Here is an 18,234-nt window from a genome sequence, read left to right on the forward strand (position 1 = left end):
TTAAAACGCGCCGTCGATATTAATAACGTCCGCAAAAGAGACTTCCACCATGAAATCGTACCGCTTTGTCATTGCCGCTTCCGCCTGTGCGCTGTTTGCTGCGTGCTCGAACGTGAGCAACGTTAATCCGACTGCGCTGATCCAGTCCGGCCAGCAGGCCGCTCAGGCCGCCACACTCAGCGATGCTGACGTGCGTACGCTGACCGACAAGTCGTGCGCGCAGCTGGATAGCGAAAATCAGATTGCCCCCGCAAACAGCAAGTATCAGAAACGCCTGAACAAGATCGCCGCGCAACTGGGCAACAACATCAACGGCGTGCCGGTGAACTACAAGGTGTACATCACCAAGGACGTCAATGCATGGGCGATGGCCAACGGCTGCGTTCGCGTCTATAGCGGCCTGATGGACATGATGAACGACAACGAAGTGCGCGGCGTGGTCGGCCACGAGATGGGCCACGTTGCACTCGGCCATACGAAGAAGGCGATGCAGGTCGCGTACGCGACTTCGGCGGCGCGTACGGTGGCATCGTCGGCGGGCGGTGTGGCGGGGGCATTGTCCGGTTCGCAGCTTGGCGATTTTTCCGAGAAGCTGATTAATGCGCAGTTCTCGCAAACCCAGGAAAGCGCGGCCGACGATTATTCATTCGACTTGCAGAAAAAGAAGAATCTCGATCCGTCGGGATTGGTGACGGCGTTCAACAAGCTCGCACAACTGGATGGCGGCAAGTCGAGCATGTTGAGTTCGCATCCGGCTTCACCGGCGCGCGCACAACATATTCAGCAGCGAATTGCGTCGAATCAGTAAAGCCTGATTTCTTATAAGCGCGCGCTCACGGGGTTCCGGAGCGCGCGTTTTTCTATTGAGGCGAGATTCACCACTGCGTTTTCACATATAAACGGCATGCGCACAGTCACGCCGTTTTATCGCGAGTTATTTCTTACCGTTTTGCCGCCGCGTAATCCCCGGCCCGAATGCAAACCCGAACGCCAGCAGCAATAGCGAAACGGCCAGCACCGTGTTATTGCCGCTCGTCACATAAGGCGTGCTGCCCGAGGTGCCTTGCACCGTCACATCGAGCGAGCCGATCGTGAACGGCGTCAAGCGCCCGATCACCTTGCCGTTGGCATCGATCGCAGCGGTCATGCCGGTGTTGGTCGCGCGCAGCATCGGCCGGCCGGTTTCCAGCGAACGCATGCGCGCAATCTGCAGATGCTGATCCAGCGCGATCGTGTCGCCGAACCAGGCGAGATTGGTCGAGTTGACCAGTACACCCGCGGGCGTGTCGCTCTCGCGAATGTTCCGCGCAATCTCCTCGCCGAAAATATCCTCGTAGCAGATATCGACCGAGACCGGCTGGTTATGCACGATGAACGGCTTCTGCACCGGCGCGCCGCGCGCGAAATCGCCGAGCGGAATGCTCATCAGGTTGACGAACCAGCGAAAGCCCCACGGCACGAATTCACCAAACGGCACGAGATGGTGTTTGTCGTAGCGATATACGTCGCGCGTGCCCGGCGTGACGCCGAACAGGCTGTTCGTGTAGTCGACCACCTGACCCTCCGGCGTAATCGTGCCGCCGATCGCGCCGAACACGATCGCGGTGCCGGTCGTGTCTGAAAAGTTGCGCACTGCTGACGCGAACTGCGGCGGCAATTGCTGCGCGAGCACCGGAATGGCGGTTTCCGGCGTGACGATCAGATCGGCCGACTTGGATGTGATCATCTGCTGATACTGGTCGATCGCAGCGCGCATGCCGGCTACTTCGAACTTCATTTCCTGTTTGACGTTGCCCTGCAGGAGGCGCACCGTCAGCGGCGCGTTGGCCGGCAGGGTCCATTGCGCGAGCGGCAGCAGCAGGCCGGCTGCGATCAGCGCAACCGCGATTCCCCCCGGCACAGCAACGCGTGCGACGCTGCGTTTAGCCTCGTTGCCGGCATCGGTGGTATCGAGCTGCCCGCGCGAAGGCAACAGCGGTATCAGCGCCTGCACGATCAATGCGGCCACCAGCGCCAGCATCCAGCCGACGCCGTACACGCCCGCCACAGGCGCAAACCCGGCGAACGGGCCGTCTACCTGCGCATAACCACTCGAGAGCCATGGAAAACCGGTGAACACCGTGCCGCGCAACCATTCGCCAATCGCCCACGCGCTCGCAAACGCCAGCGCGCCATGCCAGGTCGGAGAAAACGGTTTGTCGTTGTCGGATGCGCCGTTGCGCGCGTGCCCCGCGCAGAACGACCAGACGCCGGCAGCCAGCGCCGGATACACCGCCAGATACAACGTGAACAACACGACCGCTGCGCCCGCGAGCGGTGCGGCCATGCCGCCGTAGTCGTGCATGCTGACGTACAGCCACCATACGCCGGTGGCGTAGTTGCCGAAGCCGAATGCGCCGCCCGTCAGCGCGGCGCTTTTCCAGCCGGTCGTGCGCGTGAGCCATGCGAAAAAGAACACGAAAATCACGAGTTCGAGCCAGCCGCCATGCGGCGTTGGCGCGAACGACAGCGTATTGGCCGCACCGGCGGCCAGCGCGACGAGGTAATGCCAGCGGGGCAGTGCACGGCCGCGCGCCTCCTGGGTGGCAGGGGCAACAGGGGCACTCACGCCGCGGCGCGAACGGGATGTAATCGGGTCGGCCATTGTTGCGCGGTCGGCGTGAGGAGTTGAAGAGGCGAAGAAAAGGAGCGGATCAGGTCTGCACGTGCTGTGCTTCGCGCTCGCGCTGGCCCGCGAGCGGGTCGCGGCGCACCAGCAGCATGTGAATCTGGCGGGCGTCGCCGCGCAGAATCTCGAAGATCAGATCGTCGAGGCGGACTTTTTCGCCGCGATGCGGCACCCGTCCAAAATGATGCGTGACGAGACCGCCGATCGTATCGACTTCGTCGTCCGGAAAATGTGTGCCGAAGGACTCGTTGAACTGCTCGATCTCCGTGAGCGCGCGCACGCGGAAGCGGCCGTCCGGCGAAGCGATGATGTTGCCACTTTCTTCGTCGAAATCGTATTCGTCTTCAATATCGCCGACGATCTGTTCCAGCACGTCTTCAATCGTGATCAGGCCTGCCACGCCGCCGTATTCGTCGACCACCACCGCGAGGTGATTACGATTCACGCGGAAGTCGTGCAGCAGCACATTCAGGCGCTTGGACTCCGGGATGAAGACGGCGGGGCGCAGCATGCCGCGCACGTCGAATTCGTCTTCGGCGTAGTAGCGCAGCAGGTCTTTCGCGAGCAGCACACCAATGATGTTGTCGCGATTGCCTTCGAATACCGGATAGCGCGAGTGCGCTTTTTCCAGCACGTAGGGGATGAATTCGGCGGGATTGTCCGCGATGTTGATCGCGTCCATTTGAGCGCGCGGCACCATGATGTCGCGGGCGCTGAGTTCGGACACCTGGAATACGCCCTCGATCATCGACAGCGAGTCGGCGTCGATCAGGTTGCGCTCGTGCGCGTCCTGCAGGATTTCCAGAAGTTCGGCCCGCGAGTCGGGCTCGGGCGAGATGAAGTCGGTCAGACGCTCGAGGAGTGAGCGTTTTTCCTGTGGTTTGTCGCTAGTTCGGTGTCGACTGGGATACGTGTCGTTCATGGTAGTGCGCCCGGCGAGACTGGGCGCGCTGTTGCAGAGCATTAAGGATACACCAGGCACATGGCAGGACCGTGTCCTGCCGGGCTGGGCGATGAGTGAAGCAGTGGTGACCCGCCCGGCCGCGCGCGGTGGGCATGGGTCAATCCTAACTGATTACGCGAGGAAAAGCGTTTTCGAGCAAAAAAGTAAGGATTGAGCGGGGCGCTGAAGTGGGCGCGGCTGCGTTTGCCTTATTGTACCGAGCCTTGGCCCGTTTGCCGCTCAGCGTCATGACCGGCCTCGCGGCTTTCCTCGCGGCAACGCTCGAGCAGCGCTTCGAGCGCGCGGTCGGGCATGCCGCTTTCGCGCAACGCGTGGACGGTGCGGCTCACGTAGTCGAGCGTGGTGCCGTAGCGGCCGCTCGCGCAGCCGAACACGGTTTTGACGACCTCGTCACGTAGTTTGCCGGTGTAGGTCGGCACGTCGCGCCGCATCACGAACGCGAGCGCGTCGACGCGGCGGCCGTCGGCGAGCACGCAGGGCAGCCACGTCGGGCGATACGAACCCATTGGCATTTCACGGCGCCACAGCGCTTCCAGATGCGGCATCGCACCCTCGGCGGCGAGGCGGAAGGCGATGCCGGAGCACGAGCCGCCGCGATCGAGCGCGAGCACGAGGCCCGGCTGTTCGGGCGTGCCGCGATTCACACGCGACCACAGATACAGTCCACGGTGATAACCATGCACTTTCGAGCGGGCCGCTTCGACACTAGGCAGACCGGGATTCCAGATCAGCGAACCATAACCGAACAGCCACAGATCGCTCTTGCGGTCCCAGTCGCGCAACGTGCATTCGAGCGACGCGCGCAACTCCTCCTCAGTCAGCAGCCGCGGTTCGCCGAGCGCGGGCGGGTAGTCCGGGCAGGGCGTGCGTCGCGTATCGGTTTCAGGGGAGGACGTGCTCACGGTAGTTTCTGACGGAGAGGGTAAAGGGGTTGGGAAAGACTATTGGTAAGGATCCGGGAAACCGAGCTTGCCGAGGATTTCGGTTTCGATCGCTTCCATCTCCTCGGCTTCTTCCTCGACCTCGTGGTCGTAGCCTTGCGCATGGAGGGTGCCGTGCACCAGCAGATGCGCGTAGTGCGCGATCAGCGGCTTACCCTGTTCGGCGGCTTCTTTTTCGACCACCGGACAGCACAGGATCAGATCGCCCGTCACCGGATCGTCTTCCGATTCGGCGTACGCAAATGTCAGCACATTGGTCGAGTAATCTTTGCCGCGATAGGTGCGGTTCAGCGTGCGGCCTTCTTCGGCATCGACGAAACGCACGGTCAGCTCGCCGTCTGCGAAGAGCGCCGCCTTTATCCAGCCGGCCACGGTGGCGCGCGGCAGCAGCGCCTTATGTTCCGGCCAGGTCTTGGCGGCGGGGAATTGCAGATTCAACGTCAGTTTCGGTGCGCGGCTCATGCTTGTTCGGTTTGTTGCCTGGTTTGCTGCGGCCTGTCCAGTGGAGTTCGGCGCAAAATTAGCGACGTAAATTAACGAGGCAATCTAGCGCGAATCCGCCGGAGTGGCGGTTTTCTGCGAATGCGCATCGTACGCCTCCACAATTCGCGCGACCAGCGGATGCCGCACCACGTCCGCGCTCGTGAAGCGCGTGAGCGCAATGCCACGCACGTCCGCGAGAACCTGCTGCGCTTCGATCAGCCCGCTCTTGTGACCACGCGGCAAGTCGACCTGGGTCGTGTCGCCGGTGACCACGGCCTTCGAGCCGAAGCCGATCCGCGTGAGGAACATCTTCATCTGTTCGGGCGTGGTGTTCTGCGCCTCGTCGAGGATGATGAACGCGTGATTCAGCGTGCGGCCGCGCATGTACGCGAGCGGTGCGATTTCGATCATCTGGCGCTCGAACATCTTGGCGGTCTTGTCGAAACCGAGCAGGTCGTACAGCGCGTCATACAACGGACGCAGATACGGATCGACCTTCTGCGCCAGATCGCCCGGCAGGAAGCCAAGACGTTCGCCCGCTTCGACGGCCGGACGCGTCAACACAATGCGTTTGACCTGATCACGCTCCAGTGCGTCCACCGCGCAAGCCACCGCGAGATAGGTCTTGCCCGTTCCCGCCGGACCAATGCCGAACGTCACGTCGTGCGAAATGATCTGCTTCAGATACTCGCGTTGCATCGGCGTGCGGCCGCGCAGGTCGGCGCGGCGCGTGTACAGCTTCGGGCCGAGTTCTTCGAGGTCGTCGTCGCCGCTGTCGGCGGGCTGGTCGAACGGGTGATCCGGATTGCCCGGAAAGCGCGGGTCCAGCGCTTCCGTGCCGTGGCCGTTGCCGTTCGCGCGATGGCGTGCCGGCTGACGCACTTCAACGAGCGCGAGCTGGATGTCGTCGACCGACAGGGGCTTCTGCGAGTTGTCGTAGAACTTTTCGAGCGCGGTAAGCGCGAGTTTCGCGCCGCGCCCGCGAATCGTGATGCGGTGGCCACGGCGTTGCAGCGTCACGTCGAGCGCCTGCTCGATCTGCCGCAGATTTTCGTCGAGCGGTCCGCAGAGGTTGGCGAGCCGCGCGTTGTCGTCGCGCGGTGCGGTGAATTCCAGATGCTGCTGAGTGGTCTTCAAGGCGGAGGATCGATCCTGTGGGGTTCGTGACGCTGGCTGGCGTCGCTCAGTGGGTGGTTGCGGGCGCGTCGTCATGTACCAGCACGAGCTCGCCACGTAACGAATGTGGGTACGCATGGACGATTTTCACGTCCACCATCTGGCCGATCAGCCGTGCGTGCGACGCGACCGGCGCCGGGAAATTCACCACGCGGTTGTTCTCGGTGCGGCCCGCGAGTTCGTTCGGGTCCTTGCGCGCCGGGCGTTCGACCAGAATCCGCTCGATCTTGCCGACCATCGAATCGCTGATGCGCTGCACGTTCTCTTCGATCGTAGCCTGCAAATATTGCAGACGTTTGAGCTTCACTTCACGCGGGGTGTCGTCGTGCAGATTCGCAGCCGGCGTGCCGGGACGCGGGCTGTAGATGAACGAGAAGCTGGTGTCGTACTTCATCTCGTGCACGAGCGCCATCATCTTGTCGAAGTCTTCTTCCGTCTCGCCCGGGAAGCCGACGATCATGTCGGTCGACAACGACAGGTCAGGGCGGATCGCGCGCAGCTTGCGGATCACCGATTTGTATTCGAGCACGGTGTAGCCACGCTTCATCGCCATCAGGATGCGGTCGGAGCCGTGCTGCACCGGCAGATGCAGGTGGCTGACGAGCTTCGGCACCTTGGCGTAGGTGTCGATCAGGCGCTGCGTGAATTCCTTCGGATGCGACGTGGTGTAGCGAATCCGTTCGATGCCAGGAATGTCCGCGACGTATTCGATCAGCTGGGCGAAGTCGGCGATTTCCGACGAACCAAGCGTGATGCCGGCGCGGTAAGCATTCACGTTCTGGCCGAGCAGCGTGACTTCGCGCACGCCCTGGTCGGCGAGGCCGGCGATTTCAGTCAGCACGTCGTCGAGCGGACGCGACACTTCTTCACCGCGCGTGTACGGCACGACGCAGTAACTGCAGTACTTGCTGCACCCTTCCATGATCGACACGAACGCGCTCGCGCCATCCACGCGCGCCGGCGGCAGGTGATCGAACTTTTCGATTTCCGGGAACGAGATGTCGACCTGAGCGCGGCCGCTTTCGCGGCGCTTGTCGATCATTTGCGGCAGACGGTGCAGCGTTTGCGGCCCGAACACCAGATCGACATACGGTGCGCGCGCAACGATCGACGCGCCTTCCTGGCTCGCCACGCAACCGCCCACGCCGATGATCAGATTCGGGTTCGCTTCTTTCAATTCGCGCACACGGCCGAGTTCGGAGAAGACTTTCTCCTGCGCTTTTTCGCGCACCGAGCAGGTGTTGAAGAGAATAACGTCCGCGTCTTCCGGGGTGTCGGTTTTGACGAGGCCTTCAGCCGCGCCGAGTACGTCGACCATCTTGTCGGAGTCGTACTCGTTCATCTGGCAGCCGTAGGTCTTTACATAAACTTTCTTGGTCATCGATTTTCGCCGGTCGCAGTGGTTAACCTGGGGGCGTCGTTTAAAAGGTGGAGAGAGGTGAAAACGTGCGGACGGCGCCGCGGGGCGGCGCTAGGGCTTGCTCGAGCCCGCTTGAGCCTATTCCGGTCCACTTTCAATGCACGTTTGCAGCGTAGCTCAATATTATAGCCCTTCACCGGATGCGGTTTCCGCGGCGGCCTTGGCGCGCGGCCGCTCCGGCGGCAAGCCCAGCAGGCCCTCCAGTTCGTCCGAGACCTGCGCGAAACGCTCGCTCAGAAAATCGAGCAGCACGCGCACGCGGGGCGCCATGAAGCGGTTGCGGTGGTAGAGCGCGTGCAGCGGCGCGTCCGGGTAGCGCCATTCGGGCAGCAGGATTTTCAGGCAGTCGCCCCGCAGGTCCGCTTCCACGTCCCACATCGACTTGATGACAATCCCGTAGCCGCGCCGCGCCCATTCGCGGGCGACCGCGCCGTCGTTGGTTTCCCGGGACGTTTCGAACGGCACAGTGTAGTGCTGCACTTCCTCGCCGCGCGTGAAACGCCATTCGTTGGCCGGGCCGGATGCGGTGCCGAGCACGATGCAGTCGAAATTCGCCAGATCGTTCGGGTCTTTCGGCTCGCCCTTGCGGGCGATGTAGTCCGGCGACGCGCACAGCACACGGCGGTTCGGCGCCAGCTTGCGGGCGATAAGCGAGCTGTCCTGCGGCACGCCGAAGCGGATCGCCAGATCGATGTCTTCCTGCACCAGATTCGATAGCGAGTCCGACAGCGTCAGCGCGAACGTGACTTCCGGATAAAGCGCGTTGAACTCGTCGAGCCAGTGCATCAGCAGGTTGCGGCCGAAGTCCGAGGTCGCGGAGATCCGCACCTTGCCGCGCACCACGCCCTGGCCGGCTTGCAGCGCGGCTTCGGCGTCGTCGAGCGATTGCAGCGCCTGGCGGCAGCAGTTGAGGTAGAGGCGGCCTTCGTCCGTGAGCCTCAGCTGACGGGTGGTGCGCTCGAACAGGCGCGTTTTCAGGCCAGTTTCGAGTTTGGCCAGCCGCGCGCTAGCGGCGGCCGGCGTCAGGCCCATCTTGCGGCCCGCCGCCGACAGGCTGCCCTGCTGCGCCGCTTCGACGAACAGGCGGATATCACCGAGGTTATCCATCGCGATCTTTCAAAGTTATTTGAAAATGTTTCAAATGCTACGCCAATTATCAAATCGACGTGTTCCGCTCACAATGCACTCCTCGTAAACCCTTTGTGCTCCGTGCAGCCCACACCATGCAACTCGATCACGCAACGATCGTCACCGCCGACCTCGAGACCGCCCGACGTTTCTTCGTCGACGTCGCCGGGCTGACGGAGGGCGCGCGTCCGCGGTTTTCGATCGACGGCTACTGGCTGTATGCGAACGGCCGGCCGGCGATTCATCTGATCGATGCGACGGTGCCCGCCGTAACGGGCAGGGCCATGCCACGCATCGACCATGTCGCCTTCCGGCTGGAAAGTGCCGACGAATGGGCGGCGCTCTTGCGGCGCGTGCATGCGGCGGAGCTGCCTTATCAGCTTGCCGAAGTGCCGCAGATGGGGCCGCAGCAAGCCGGGCAGCAGTTGTTTATCGCGCTCGCGCCGGGCGTGGTCATCGAATTCGTAACGGCGCTGCGCAACGCCCACCGTAGCTAACACGCTCAACTTTAGAACCTGGAGTAGAAAAATGCCCATTCCATTACTGGCGCTCGCGATCAGCGCCTTCGCGATCGGCACGACCGAGTTCGTGATCATGGGCTTGCTGCCCGAGGTCGCGCGCGATCTGGCTGTGTCGATTCCGTCGGCCGGTTTGCTGGTGAGCGGCTATGCGCTCGGCGTGGCCGTCGGTGCGCCGCTGCTCGCCGTGGTCACCAGCAAGATGCCGCGCAAACTCGCGTTGCAGTTGCTGATGGGCGTGTTCATCGTCGGCAATACGCTGTGCGCGATTGCGTCCAGCTATTCGGTGCTGATGATCGCGCGCGTGGTGACGTCGTTTGCGCATGGGTCGTTTTTTGGCATCGGCGCGGTGGTAGCGGCTTCGCTCGTGCCGGCTGAAAAGCGGGCAAGCGCCATTGCGCTGATGTTCACCGGTTTGACACTCGCGAATGTGCTCGGCGTGCCGTTCGGGACGTTTGTCGGCCAGGAGTTTGGCTGGCGTGCGGCGTTCTGGATCGTCAGCGCATTTGGTGTGCTGTCGCTGGCCGGCGTGTCGTTGCTGGTGCCGAATCGCCATGATTCCGGCCCGGTCGGCCTCGGTCACGAAGTGCGTGTGCTGAAGGATCCGCAAGTCTGGACCGCGCTCGCGATGACGGTGCTGGGTTTCGGCGGCGTGTTCGTCGTGTTCACCTATATCGCGCCGATCCTCGAGCAGGTCAGCGGCTTCTCGCCGCGCGGCGTGACGCTGATTCTGGTGCTGTTCGGCGTCGGTCTCACGATCGGCAATACCGTGGGCGGCAAGCTGGCGGATCGTGCGTTGATGCCTTCGCTGATGGGCATTCTGGTGACGCTCGCGGTGGTGATGGCGATCTTCGCGCGGACCAGTCACTCGCAGGTGGCGGCGGCGATTACCATTTTCGTGTGGGGCATTGCGGCGTTTGCGACGGTGCCGCCGTTGCAGATGCGTGTGGTCGAGAAGGCCGCTGCCGCGCCGAATCTGGCTTCGACGCTGAACATCGGTGCATTCAACGTGGGAAACGCGGGCGGCGCGTGGCTCGGCGGTCTGGTGATCAATCATGGCCATTCGCTCGATACGCTGCCGTGGGTCGCAGCGGCGGTTAGCGTGGTGGCGTTGTTGCTCACGTGGTTCGCGGCGCGGATGGATGCGCCGGCAAGGACGGTGGCGCAAAGCGCCTGAGTCTGCGCGAGCGCATCCGCTCCAAATACGCCCATATGAAAAATTCGCACAAGCTTTGCGAGAATCGTCCTCCGCAATGCTGATAACAGTGTGAAGATAACTTCGTTGGGCGCGGCGGGGCGCGGTGCTATCTTGCTTCCACTAACCGCTTGCCCGCCGTCCGGCGGCGCTCCTGGAGGCAATCATGCATTCCCCGCTTGCGCTGGTTCGCGATCCCACGGCTGACACCGATGCGTCGCCGCGTGCCGCTGAACCTTTCGATGCTCTTGAACATCTGGTCGGCGTGAATCTCGCCCGTTTGCGCGCCGAGCGCCAACTTTCGCTCGACGCTCTCGCCCGCGCCTCCGGCGTCTCGCGAGCGATGCTCGCGCAGATCGAGTCGGCGCGCAGCGTGCCGTCGATCAAGGTGCTCTGCAAAGTGGCATCGGCGTTGAAGGTTTCGGTGGCGGCGTTCTTGCGGCGTCATGCGACCAATGGCTTCGAGCATTTGCCGGCCGAGCGTTCATCGCGGCTCGTCAGTTCGAATGGGCGCTACTCGGCCCGGCCGCTTTATCCTGATGCCGAGCCGACCGCCGCGGAGTTTCACGAGCTGCGTATCGCGCCGTTGCACACCGAGGCCGGCACGCGCCGCGCGCCGGGCACCACGGTGAATCTGGTGGTGAGCGAAGGCACGCTGGAAGTCAGCGTGCACGACCAGCGCCAGTTGCTGGCCACGGGCGACGCGATCGTGTTCGACGCCGACCAGCCGCATAGCCTGCGCAATCCCGGCGACACCGAAGCGCGCGCGTTTCGCGTCACGTTGAAGGCGGAAACGCCGCCGCGCTGGGATGTGCCCGCGCAGCACGATTTGACACGCCAGGCCGCGCCGGTTTGACCGGCTTGACGAGTGCAGTTTTTCAGGCGGATGTGCTGTCAAAATCGGCGGTGAAGCCGGGATGTCCGTCTAGTCAGTAGGGGTTGCGCTGCAGGTTTCGCGCGACTGTTGTATTCTTTGCCGGCCGGTCAATCCGGCAATCAGTGCGTCTTCAGGGCGGGGCGAAATTCCCCACCGGCGGTATGCCGGCAGCGCGAAAGCGTGAGCCGGTGAGCCCGCGAGCGCCCGCTTTGTTCAGCTTTCAGCGTATCGAAAGCGCAGTGGGGTCAGCAGATCTGGTGAGAAGCCAGAGCCGACGGTTAGAGTCCGGATGGAAGAAGATGTGCAGATAGTCATGTTCGTTTCCGTGATGCCGCCAGAGGTTCGGGCGGTGCGCGAGCGCCGCTTTGCGCGGCGTTCAACGGCGCGTCTTTGTCTGTTTGCAATGCCCTGAAACGTTTTTCGCCCAACTTTTGCGATGAGCGTTTCAACCATGTCCTTTGCTACTTTTCCTGCTCCGTCGGTGATTGCGGATAGCGCATCACTTGACCTTCCCCTGCTCGCCACCGAGCCCGTTCCGCCGCGTATCGCCGCCGCCTTGCAAGCCATGCGCGATGGCCGTGCTGTCGTCCTGCAAGACGATCACGACCGCGAGAACGAAGCCGATCTGATCGTTTCCGCCGAGCGTCTTTCCGTCGAAACCATGGCCTTGCTGATTCGCGAATGCAGCGGCATCGTCTGCCTGTGTCTGCCTGACGAGAAGATCCGTGCGCTCGAATTGCCGCCGATGTCTGTCAACAACGAAAGCCGTCACGGCACCGCGTTCACGGTTTCGATCGAAGCGCGCGATGGCGTGACCACCGGCGTGTCCGCACTCGATCGCGTGACGACAATCCGCGCGGCCATCAGCGATACGGCGAAACCTGCCGACATCGTGCGTCCGGGCCACGTGTTTCCGCTGCGTGCGCAACCCGGCGGCGTGCTCGCGCGTCGCGGCCACACCGAAGGCACAGTCGATCTGGCGATTCTCGCGGGTCTGAAGCCGGCCGGCGTGCTGTGCGAGCTGATGAACGCGGACGGCACGATGACGCGCGGCGCGGATGTGGAGCGCTTCGCTCAACAACACAATCTGCCGATGCTGACGATCGCCGAGCTGGTGGAATTCCGTGAGGCGCTGGCGACGGCGCGCGAATGCGTCGCGGATGAGGTTTGATACGTTAGAAAAAACCCCGCGCTCGGAAAAGCGCGGGGTTTCTCAGGAATTTGAAGCCGACTCTTGCAGCCGGCTTTTTTATTGCTGCGCCCGTTAAGACTGCACGTCGCCAAACTCCCCACGCACACCGGCCTCGACCAGCGCGGGCAGTTCATCCATATGCTTCATGATGCGTGTCATGCCCATCTTGCGCAGCGCATCTGCATAACCGTCGGGGATATGGCTCGCACCGACGAAGGCAATCGTCTTCATGCCCGCCGCTCGCGCGGCATTCAGACCGGCCACGCTATCTTCCACGACGACGCAGCGCGAGGGTTCCACGCCCAGTGTCTTTGCAGCGAACAGATACACATCCGGATAAGGCTTCGGCCGTGCGACCTGTTCGGCGCTGAAAATCCGCTCGCCGAAAATCTGCTGCAAACCCGCGCGCCGCACCGACGCATTCACGCGCGCCATCCGGCTGTTCGACACAACCGCGGCCGGCAGCGTCACGCGTTGCAAGGCCTCGCGCACGCCGTTGATCGGGCTGAGCGACGCCGCGAGCTCAAGCTCGACATTGTGTTCAATCGTATTGAAGAAATCGGCCGGCAGCGTGATATCGAACGACTTCTCGATACCTTCGAGAAAGCGCGAGGTCTGCTGGCCGAACGCCGTTTTGACAACGGGTTCGAAGTCGAGGCCGGGGAAGGTGGCGGACAGCGTTGCGAGCATTACGCGGTCAGCGATGATTTCGCTGTCGACGAGCACGCCGTCGCAGTCACAGATGAGGTGGTCGATCATGCTTTAAGACGGAAAGCGAGAGGCACGCGAGCAAGACAGTTGCAAGCTCATGCGCGGAGATTGAAAGCATCATGATACGTGCTTTGGCGCCGCATGCGCGGCGCCGTCGCTTGCCGTCGGCGCTAATTTGCGCCGTGGGACCGCGTTTAGTGAGCCTTTAGTGTGCCTCGTGCGGGCCCTAAATACGCACCCACGTGCGCCGCAGAATCAGTGCGCGTGCAGATACAAATACAGCCCTGTTGCCGCCGCGCCGCCCAGCAAGGGACCGCACACCGGAATCCACGAATAACGCCAGTCGCTGTCGCGTTTGCCCGGAATCGGCAGCAGCGCGTGCATCAGACGCGGCGACAGATCGCGCGCGGGGCTCATTGCGTAACCGGTCGGGCCGCCGAGCGAAATACCGATGCCGAGTACCAGCAGGCCGACCGGCAGCGCGTCGAGCGCACCGAGGCCAACTTGCGGCGAAGCGAGATACAGCACGCCGAGAATCAGCACGAAAGTCGCGATCATTTCGGTGAGCAGGTTATGCGGCACGCTGCGAATTGCGGGCGACGTGCAGAACACGCCGAGCTTCACGTCTGCATCGCCTTCCTTGTTGAAGTGCTGACGATAGGCGAGCCACACGAGCAGGGCGCCCGCCATCCCGCCGAGCATCTGCGCCGCGACGTAGCCCGGCACTTTGGCCCACGCGAATTTGCCTGCCAGCGCGAGGCTGATCGTGACCACAGGATTCAGGTGCGCGCCGCTATACGATGCCGTGACGTACACGGCGATGAACACGGCCATCGCCCAGCCCATCACGATCACGATCAAGTCCGCGCCTTTGCCCTTGGTGCGCGCGAGCAGCACATTGGCAACCGCGCCGTTGCCGAGTAGCACCAGAAGTGCGGTGCCGATGAATTCCGCAATGTAAGGAGACATGATTTGGTATCCGAAATATAGTTGTTAGGGAAGCCGCTGGATAGGCGGCTTCGTTATGTCGAAAGGCGTCTTAGGAACCGATGAACGGCAATCAGGGCGTGTCGGCCCAGGCCTTCGCGGCGCGGATCGCGCGCTGCCAGCCGTCGAGGCACTCCTTGACTTCGGCGTGCGGCAGGGCAGGCGTGAAACGACGATCGAGGGCCCACTGGCTTTTCAGTTCGTTCACGTCTTTCCAGTAGCCGACCGCGAGACCGGCCAGATATGCCGCGCCCAATGCGGTTGTCTCCGATACCTTCGGACGCACAGCGTCGACGCCGAGAATGTCCGCCTGAAATTGCATCAGCAGATTGTTCGCGCAAGCGCCGCCGTCCACACGCAATTCGCCGATGCGAATGCCGGAGTCGGCTTCCATTGCCTTCAGCACGTCGAGCGACTGATAGGCGATCGAGTCGAGCGCGGCGCGGGCAATGTGCGCCGAACTCGTGCCACGCGTCACGCCGAACAGCGTGCCGCGAGCTCGTGCATTCCAGTGCGGCGCACCGAGGCCTGCAAATGCGGGCACCAGATACACGCCATCGCTATGCGGCACGCTGCGCGCCATCGTTTCGATCTCGGCTGCGTTCTTGATGATGCCGAGGCCGTCGCGCAGCCATTGCACCACCGCGCCGCCGATGAAGATGCTGCCTTCGAGCGCATAGTTGATCTGGTCGCCGATCTGCCACGCAATGGTGGTGACGAGATTGTTCTTCGATTCGATCGGCTTGTCGCCGGTGTTCATCACGAGGAAGCAGCCGGTGCCGTAGGTGTTCTTCACCATGCCCGACTCCGTGCACATCTGGCCGAACAGGGCCGCGTGCTGGTCACCGGCGATGCCCGCGAGCGGAATCTTGGAAGCGAATACGGTTGTCTTGGTCGGCCCGTACACTTCCGACGAGGCACGCACTTCCGGCAGCATATTGCGCGGAATGTCGAGCGCTTCGAGCAGTTCGTCGTCCCACTTCAGCGTGTGGATGTTGAACAGCATCGTGCGCGACGCATTGGTCACGTCGGTGACATGCAGACCACCCTTGGTGAAATTCCACACCAGCCAGCTATCTACCGTGCCGAAGGCGAGGCGGCCTTGCTTCGCTTTTTCGCGTGCGCCTTCGACGTTGTCGAGAATCCAGCGGATCTTGGTCGCCGAGAAGTACGAGTCGATTGGTAGACCGGTTTTTGCGCGGACTTTTTCTTCGAGACCTTGCTCTTTAAGCTGGTCGCAGAAGTCGGCGGTGCGGCGGTCTTGCCAGACGATCGCGTTATAAATCGGATGACCGGTTTCGCGGTCCCACACGATGGTGGTCTCACGCTGATTAGTAATGCCAATCGCTGCGATCGACGTGCCGTTCATGCCCGCGCGCGTAACCGCTTCAGCGGCGACGCCGGCCTGCGTCGACCAGATTTCCTGCGGGTCATGTTCGACCCAACCGGGACGTGGATAGATTTGCTGGAATTCTTTCTGAGCGGTCGACACGATATTGCCGAGCCGGTCGAACAGCATCGCGCGGGAGCTGGTGGTGCCTTGGTCAAGCGCGAGGATGTACTGATCCTGCATTGTCTCTTCTCCATGTGTTTTATGAATCGCCGGATTGCTGACCGGCGACGGGAACGGCGTGTTGGTTCAAGCGGGTTGCAACAGTTCGAGCTTGTGCGTCCCGGCTTTGTCAGTAGCCGAGGGGTGAAAATCGATTCGGGTCATGCGGGTTCATCCACGTAGCCAGGGCGTGTTGCGATAACCTGACCTGGGTGGTCCGGCTATGCGGCTCAGCTGAATGACCTGACTAACTGGTTTGGCTAGGCACTCTGTCGGAACGGTTCGCGGGTGAACCATGCGTCAATGTCGTGTGTGATCGAATCGAGTGTGCCCGGTTCGACGTGCAGTCCGAGTTTCGAGCGGCGCCACAATACATCTTGCGCGCTGCGTGCCCATTCGGTGTCGCGCAGGTAAGTGAGCTCGGCTTCGTAGAGACCCGGCGCGAAAGCGCGGCCGAGATCGGCCACCGAGCGCGCGTTGCCAATGACGTTTTTCACACGCGTGCCGTACGCACGCGCGAGGCGGTGAGCCAGATCGGCGGGCAGCCATGCATTCTGCTGCTTGAAACCGGCGAGGAAGCGCTCGAAGTTGGCCTGCGGAATATCGCCGCCGGGCAACGGCGCACCGGCCGTCCACGAGGGCGTGCCGTTCTGCAGCGCGTACGCGAGTTTGTCGACGGCTTCTTCCGCCAGCTTGCGGAAGGTCGTGATCTTGCCACCGAATACCGATAGCAGCGGTGCTTCGCCCGCAGGTGCGTCGAGTTCGAGCGAGTAGTCGCGCGTAACCGCTGAGGGATTGTCCGCGCCTTCTTCCTCGAGCAGCGGACGCACGCCCGAGTAGGTCCAGCGCACGTCTTGCGGCGAGATCTTTTCTTTGAAGTAGCGGTTGATCGAATCGCACAGGTACTGCGTTTCGTCGGCGTTGATCGCCACTTGCGACGGGTCGCCACGATATTCGAGGTCGGTTGTGCCGATCAGCGTGTAATCGTGTTCGTACGGAATCGCGAAGATGATCCGCTTGTCCGGATTCTGGAAGATGTACGCGTGATCGTGTTCGAACAGACGGCGCGTGACGATATGGCTGCCTTTCACGAGGCGCACGCTGTGCGTTGCTTCCCGGCCGAGCGCGCCATGCAGCAATTCGCCGACCCACGGTCCGGCCGCATTCGCGATCGAAGCGGCGCGCACGTCGAGGATCGTGCCGTCGTCACGCTTGAGTTGCGCGCGCCATTCGCCGCCGGCGCGTACCGCGCTCAGCAACTTGGTGCGCGTGAGAATCTTCGCGCCGCGTTCCTTCGCATCCAGCGCGTTCAGCACGACCAGACGCGCGTCATTCACCCAGCCGTCCGAATACACGAAACCGCGCTTGATCGAATCGACGAGCGGTGCGCCAGCCGGATGGTTGCGCATCACGATGCCGCGCGAGCCGGGCAGCAGTTCGCGTTTAGCGAGGTGATCGTAAAGGAACAAGCCGGCGCGGATCAGCCAGGCCGGACGCAGATCGGGCATGTGCGGCATCACGAAGCGCAGCGGCCACATGATGTGCGGCGCCGCGCGCAGCAGCGTTTCGCGCTCCTGCAGGGCTTTGCGCACCAGCCCGAACTCGCGGTATTCGAGGTAGCGCAGGCCGCCGTGAATCAGCTTGGTGCTGGCCGACGACGTATGGGCCGCCAGATCGTCCTGTTCGCAGAGCAGCACTGACAGGCCGCGGCCCGCCGCATCGCGTGCGATGCCTGCGCCGTTGATCCCGCCGCCCACGACGAGCAAATCGTATCTCGAGCCTTGCGTCACCTGCTGTGTCCTCTGCGTCGTATTCGGAAACTGGTTTGGAAAAACTATCGAACCGATAGTGTTCGTTTGCGAACTTTAATGAACATATTCGAAAAAGTAAAGTTCGGTTTTCTTAAGCGCCCCTCTAGTGCCTGGCTAAGGTGGTGGCGTAACGCGCGGCCACGGACGATACTCTCGGCAGCAGCCATTTCGAGGTGAATTCATGCGTGGACTTTGGATAATCGGGGCCGCTGCGCTCCTGACGGGATGCATCAGCTCGCCGAGCCTGAACGGGACGACGGGCGCGCCTTCGTTCGCATCGTTGCAGCAGATGTGCAGCGCCCAGACGGTCGACTACGGCAACGACGCGCAAGGCGTCTACGCGGCGCTGTTCGATGCGTACGTGGCGAACCGGCGCGGCAAGTTGTCGAAGGACGATTACTGCGCGTTTCAGGCGTCGCTGGCACAGCATTACACGAGCCTCGGTGCGAGTGCTGATCCGCAAGTGCGCAATCAGTGGGTGGCTTTCTTCACCGACCAGCGAGCCAAAGCGTTGAGCTGGCGCGCGGCGGCCGATCCGACATTGCGGGCGGGCTGAGTTTCACGTCGGCTTATTTTTTACTCGAAACTCCTCACCGGCTTATTCGCGTTTC

Annotated in this window: 17 protein-coding genes and 1 riboswitch; of the genes, 6 read left to right on the top strand and 11 right to left on the bottom strand. The window is 62.5% G+C overall.

Annotated features, from left to right (window positions below; translation table 11 throughout):
• The first annotated feature begins 49 nt into the window (after positions 1-49).
• Positions 50-808 carry a M48 family metallopeptidase gene (locus tag M0D66_RS04500; protein WP_093635496.1) on the top strand — a complete coding sequence of 253 codons (759 nt, stop codon included), beginning with the start codon at positions 50-52 and terminating at the stop codon, positions 806-808.
• A 126-nt stretch (positions 809-934) separates the two neighbouring features.
• Here the strand turns inward: M0D66_RS04500 and lnt are convergent, their stop codons facing one another.
• The 7 genes from lnt to M0D66_RS04535 all read right to left on the bottom strand — a co-directional run bounded on the left by lnt (position 935) and on the right by M0D66_RS04535 (position 8,759).
• Positions 935-2,644 carry an apolipoprotein N-acyltransferase gene (gene lnt, locus M0D66_RS04505; RefSeq protein ID WP_266209167.1) on the bottom strand — a complete coding sequence of 570 codons (1,710 nt, stop codon included), beginning with the start codon at positions 2,642-2,644 and terminating at the stop codon, positions 935-937.
• A gap of 49 nt (positions 2,645-2,693) precedes the next feature.
• Complete coding sequence (locus M0D66_RS04510; RefSeq protein ID WP_054034680.1) at positions 2,694-3,590, bottom strand: HlyC/CorC family transporter; 897 nt, start codon at positions 3,588-3,590, stop codon at positions 2,694-2,696.
• A 230-nt stretch (positions 3,591-3,820) separates the two neighbouring features.
• Positions 3,821-4,534: a gamma-glutamylcyclotransferase gene (locus tag M0D66_RS04515; protein ID WP_266209168.1), complete on the bottom strand. Its 714-nt coding sequence runs from the start codon at positions 4,532-4,534 to the stop codon at positions 3,821-3,823.
• A 39-nt stretch (positions 4,535-4,573) separates the two neighbouring features.
• Positions 4,574-5,035, bottom strand: a complete 462-nt coding sequence (gene ybeY, locus M0D66_RS04520; RefSeq protein WP_054034485.1) for an rRNA maturation RNase YbeY — start codon at positions 5,033-5,035, stop codon at positions 4,574-4,576.
• 84 nt (positions 5,036-5,119) lie between these two features.
• Positions 5,120-6,193 (bottom strand): PhoH family protein, encoded by a 1,074-nt coding sequence (locus M0D66_RS04525; RefSeq protein ID WP_093635501.1) that lies wholly within the window; start codon positions 6,191-6,193, stop codon positions 5,120-5,122.
• Positions 6,194-6,239: 46 nt separating this feature from the next.
• Positions 6,240-7,613 (bottom strand): tRNA (N6-isopentenyl adenosine(37)-C2)-methylthiotransferase MiaB, encoded by a 1,374-nt coding sequence (miaB, locus tag M0D66_RS04530; RefSeq protein WP_200618183.1) that lies wholly within the window; start codon positions 7,611-7,613, stop codon positions 6,240-6,242.
• A gap of 162 nt (positions 7,614-7,775) precedes the next feature.
• Complete coding sequence (locus M0D66_RS04535; RefSeq protein ID WP_054034481.1) at positions 7,776-8,759, bottom strand: LysR family transcriptional regulator; 984 nt, start codon at positions 8,757-8,759, stop codon at positions 7,776-7,778.
• A 116-nt stretch (positions 8,760-8,875) separates the two neighbouring features.
• Between M0D66_RS04535 and M0D66_RS04540 the strand changes: the two genes are divergently transcribed.
• The 4 genes from M0D66_RS04540 to ribB all read left to right on the top strand — a co-directional run bounded on the left by M0D66_RS04540 (position 8,876) and on the right by ribB (position 12,541).
• Entirely contained in the window at positions 8,876-9,277 is a 402-nt protein-coding gene (locus M0D66_RS04540) for a VOC family protein (protein ID WP_266209170.1), read from the top strand.
• 31 nt (positions 9,278-9,308) lie between these two features.
• Positions 9,309-10,475: an MFS transporter gene (locus M0D66_RS04545; RefSeq protein ID WP_266209171.1), complete on the top strand. Its 1,167-nt coding sequence runs from the start codon at positions 9,309-9,311 to the stop codon at positions 10,473-10,475.
• Between the two features lie 184 nt (positions 10,476-10,659).
• Positions 10,660-11,349 (top strand): helix-turn-helix domain-containing protein, encoded by a 690-nt coding sequence (locus M0D66_RS04550; RefSeq protein WP_175050764.1) that lies wholly within the window; start codon positions 10,660-10,662, stop codon positions 11,347-11,349.
• A gap of 143 nt (positions 11,350-11,492) precedes the next feature.
• A riboswitch (FMN riboswitch) is annotated at positions 11,493-11,675 on the top strand.
• 146 nt (positions 11,676-11,821) lie between these two features.
• Complete coding sequence (ribB, locus tag M0D66_RS04555; RefSeq protein WP_200618187.1) at positions 11,822-12,541, top strand: 3,4-dihydroxy-2-butanone-4-phosphate synthase; 720 nt, start codon at positions 11,822-11,824, stop codon at positions 12,539-12,541.
• Between the two features lie 93 nt (positions 12,542-12,634).
• Here the strand turns inward: ribB and M0D66_RS04560 are convergent, their stop codons facing one another.
• The 4 genes from M0D66_RS04560 to glpD all read right to left on the bottom strand — a co-directional run bounded on the left by M0D66_RS04560 (position 12,635) and on the right by glpD (position 17,602).
• Entirely contained in the window at positions 12,635-13,321 is a 687-nt protein-coding gene (locus M0D66_RS04560) for an HAD family phosphatase (protein WP_200565178.1), read from the bottom strand.
• Between the two features lie 207 nt (positions 13,322-13,528).
• Complete coding sequence (locus M0D66_RS04565; RefSeq protein WP_054034471.1) at positions 13,529-14,242, bottom strand: MIP/aquaporin family protein; 714 nt, start codon at positions 14,240-14,242, stop codon at positions 13,529-13,531.
• A gap of 91 nt (positions 14,243-14,333) precedes the next feature.
• Positions 14,334-15,833, bottom strand: coding sequence for a glycerol kinase GlpK (gene glpK, locus M0D66_RS04570; protein WP_093635515.1), 1,500 nt, complete (start codon positions 15,831-15,833; stop codon positions 14,334-14,336).
• Between the two features lie 239 nt (positions 15,834-16,072).
• Positions 16,073-17,602, bottom strand: a complete 1,530-nt coding sequence (glpD, locus tag M0D66_RS04575) for a glycerol-3-phosphate dehydrogenase (protein WP_093635518.1) — start codon at positions 17,600-17,602, stop codon at positions 16,073-16,075.
• Positions 17,603-17,804: 202 nt separating this feature from the next.
• Here glpD and M0D66_RS04580 point away from each other — a divergent pair, with 202 nt between their 5' ends.
• Positions 17,805-18,179, top strand: a complete 375-nt coding sequence (locus tag M0D66_RS04580) for a hypothetical protein (RefSeq protein WP_256455538.1) — start codon at positions 17,805-17,807, stop codon at positions 18,177-18,179.
• The last annotated feature ends 55 nt before the right edge of the window (positions 18,180-18,234 follow it).

This window comes from Paraburkholderia sp. SECH2 (genome assembly GCF_030464795.1).
Lineage (GTDB): Bacteria > Pseudomonadota > Gammaproteobacteria > Burkholderiales > Burkholderiaceae > Paraburkholderia > Paraburkholderia aspalathi.

Excerpts from the sequence above, each read along its gene's own strand:
- M0D66_RS04500 (WP_093635496.1), top strand. The coding sequence starts at position 50 with ATGAAATCGTACCGCTTTGTCATTGCCGCTTCCGCCTGTGCGCTGTTT.
- lnt (WP_266209167.1), bottom strand. The coding sequence starts at position 2,644 with ATGGCCGACCCGATTACATCCCGTTCGCGCCGCGGCGTGAGTGCCCCT.
- M0D66_RS04510 (WP_054034680.1), bottom strand. The coding sequence starts at position 3,590 with ATGAACGACACGTATCCCAGTCGACACCGAACTAGCGACAAACCACAG.
- ybeY (WP_054034485.1), bottom strand. The coding sequence starts at position 5,035 with ATGAGCCGCGCACCGAAACTGACGTTGAATCTGCAATTCCCCGCCGCC.
- miaB (WP_200618183.1), bottom strand. The coding sequence starts at position 7,613 with ATGACCAAGAAAGTTTATGTAAAGACCTACGGCTGCCAGATGAACGAG.
- M0D66_RS04535 (WP_054034481.1), bottom strand. The coding sequence starts at position 8,759 with ATGGATAACCTCGGTGATATCCGCCTGTTCGTCGAAGCGGCGCAGCAG.
- M0D66_RS04540 (WP_266209170.1), top strand. The coding sequence starts at position 8,876 with ATGCAACTCGATCACGCAACGATCGTCACCGCCGACCTCGAGACCGCC.
- M0D66_RS04545 (WP_266209171.1), top strand. The coding sequence starts at position 9,309 with ATGCCCATTCCATTACTGGCGCTCGCGATCAGCGCCTTCGCGATCGGC.
- M0D66_RS04550 (WP_175050764.1), top strand. The coding sequence starts at position 10,660 with ATGCATTCCCCGCTTGCGCTGGTTCGCGATCCCACGGCTGACACCGAT.
- ribB (WP_200618187.1), top strand. The coding sequence starts at position 11,822 with ATGTCCTTTGCTACTTTTCCTGCTCCGTCGGTGATTGCGGATAGCGCA.
- M0D66_RS04560 (WP_200565178.1), bottom strand. The coding sequence starts at position 13,321 with ATGATCGACCACCTCATCTGTGACTGCGACGGCGTGCTCGTCGACAGC.
- M0D66_RS04565 (WP_054034471.1), bottom strand. The coding sequence starts at position 14,242 with ATGTCTCCTTACATTGCGGAATTCATCGGCACCGCACTTCTGGTGCTA.
- glpK (WP_093635515.1), bottom strand. The coding sequence starts at position 15,833 with ATGCAGGATCAGTACATCCTCGCGCTTGACCAAGGCACCACCAGCTCC.
- M0D66_RS04580 (WP_256455538.1), top strand. The coding sequence starts at position 17,805 with ATGCGTGGACTTTGGATAATCGGGGCCGCTGCGCTCCTGACGGGATGC.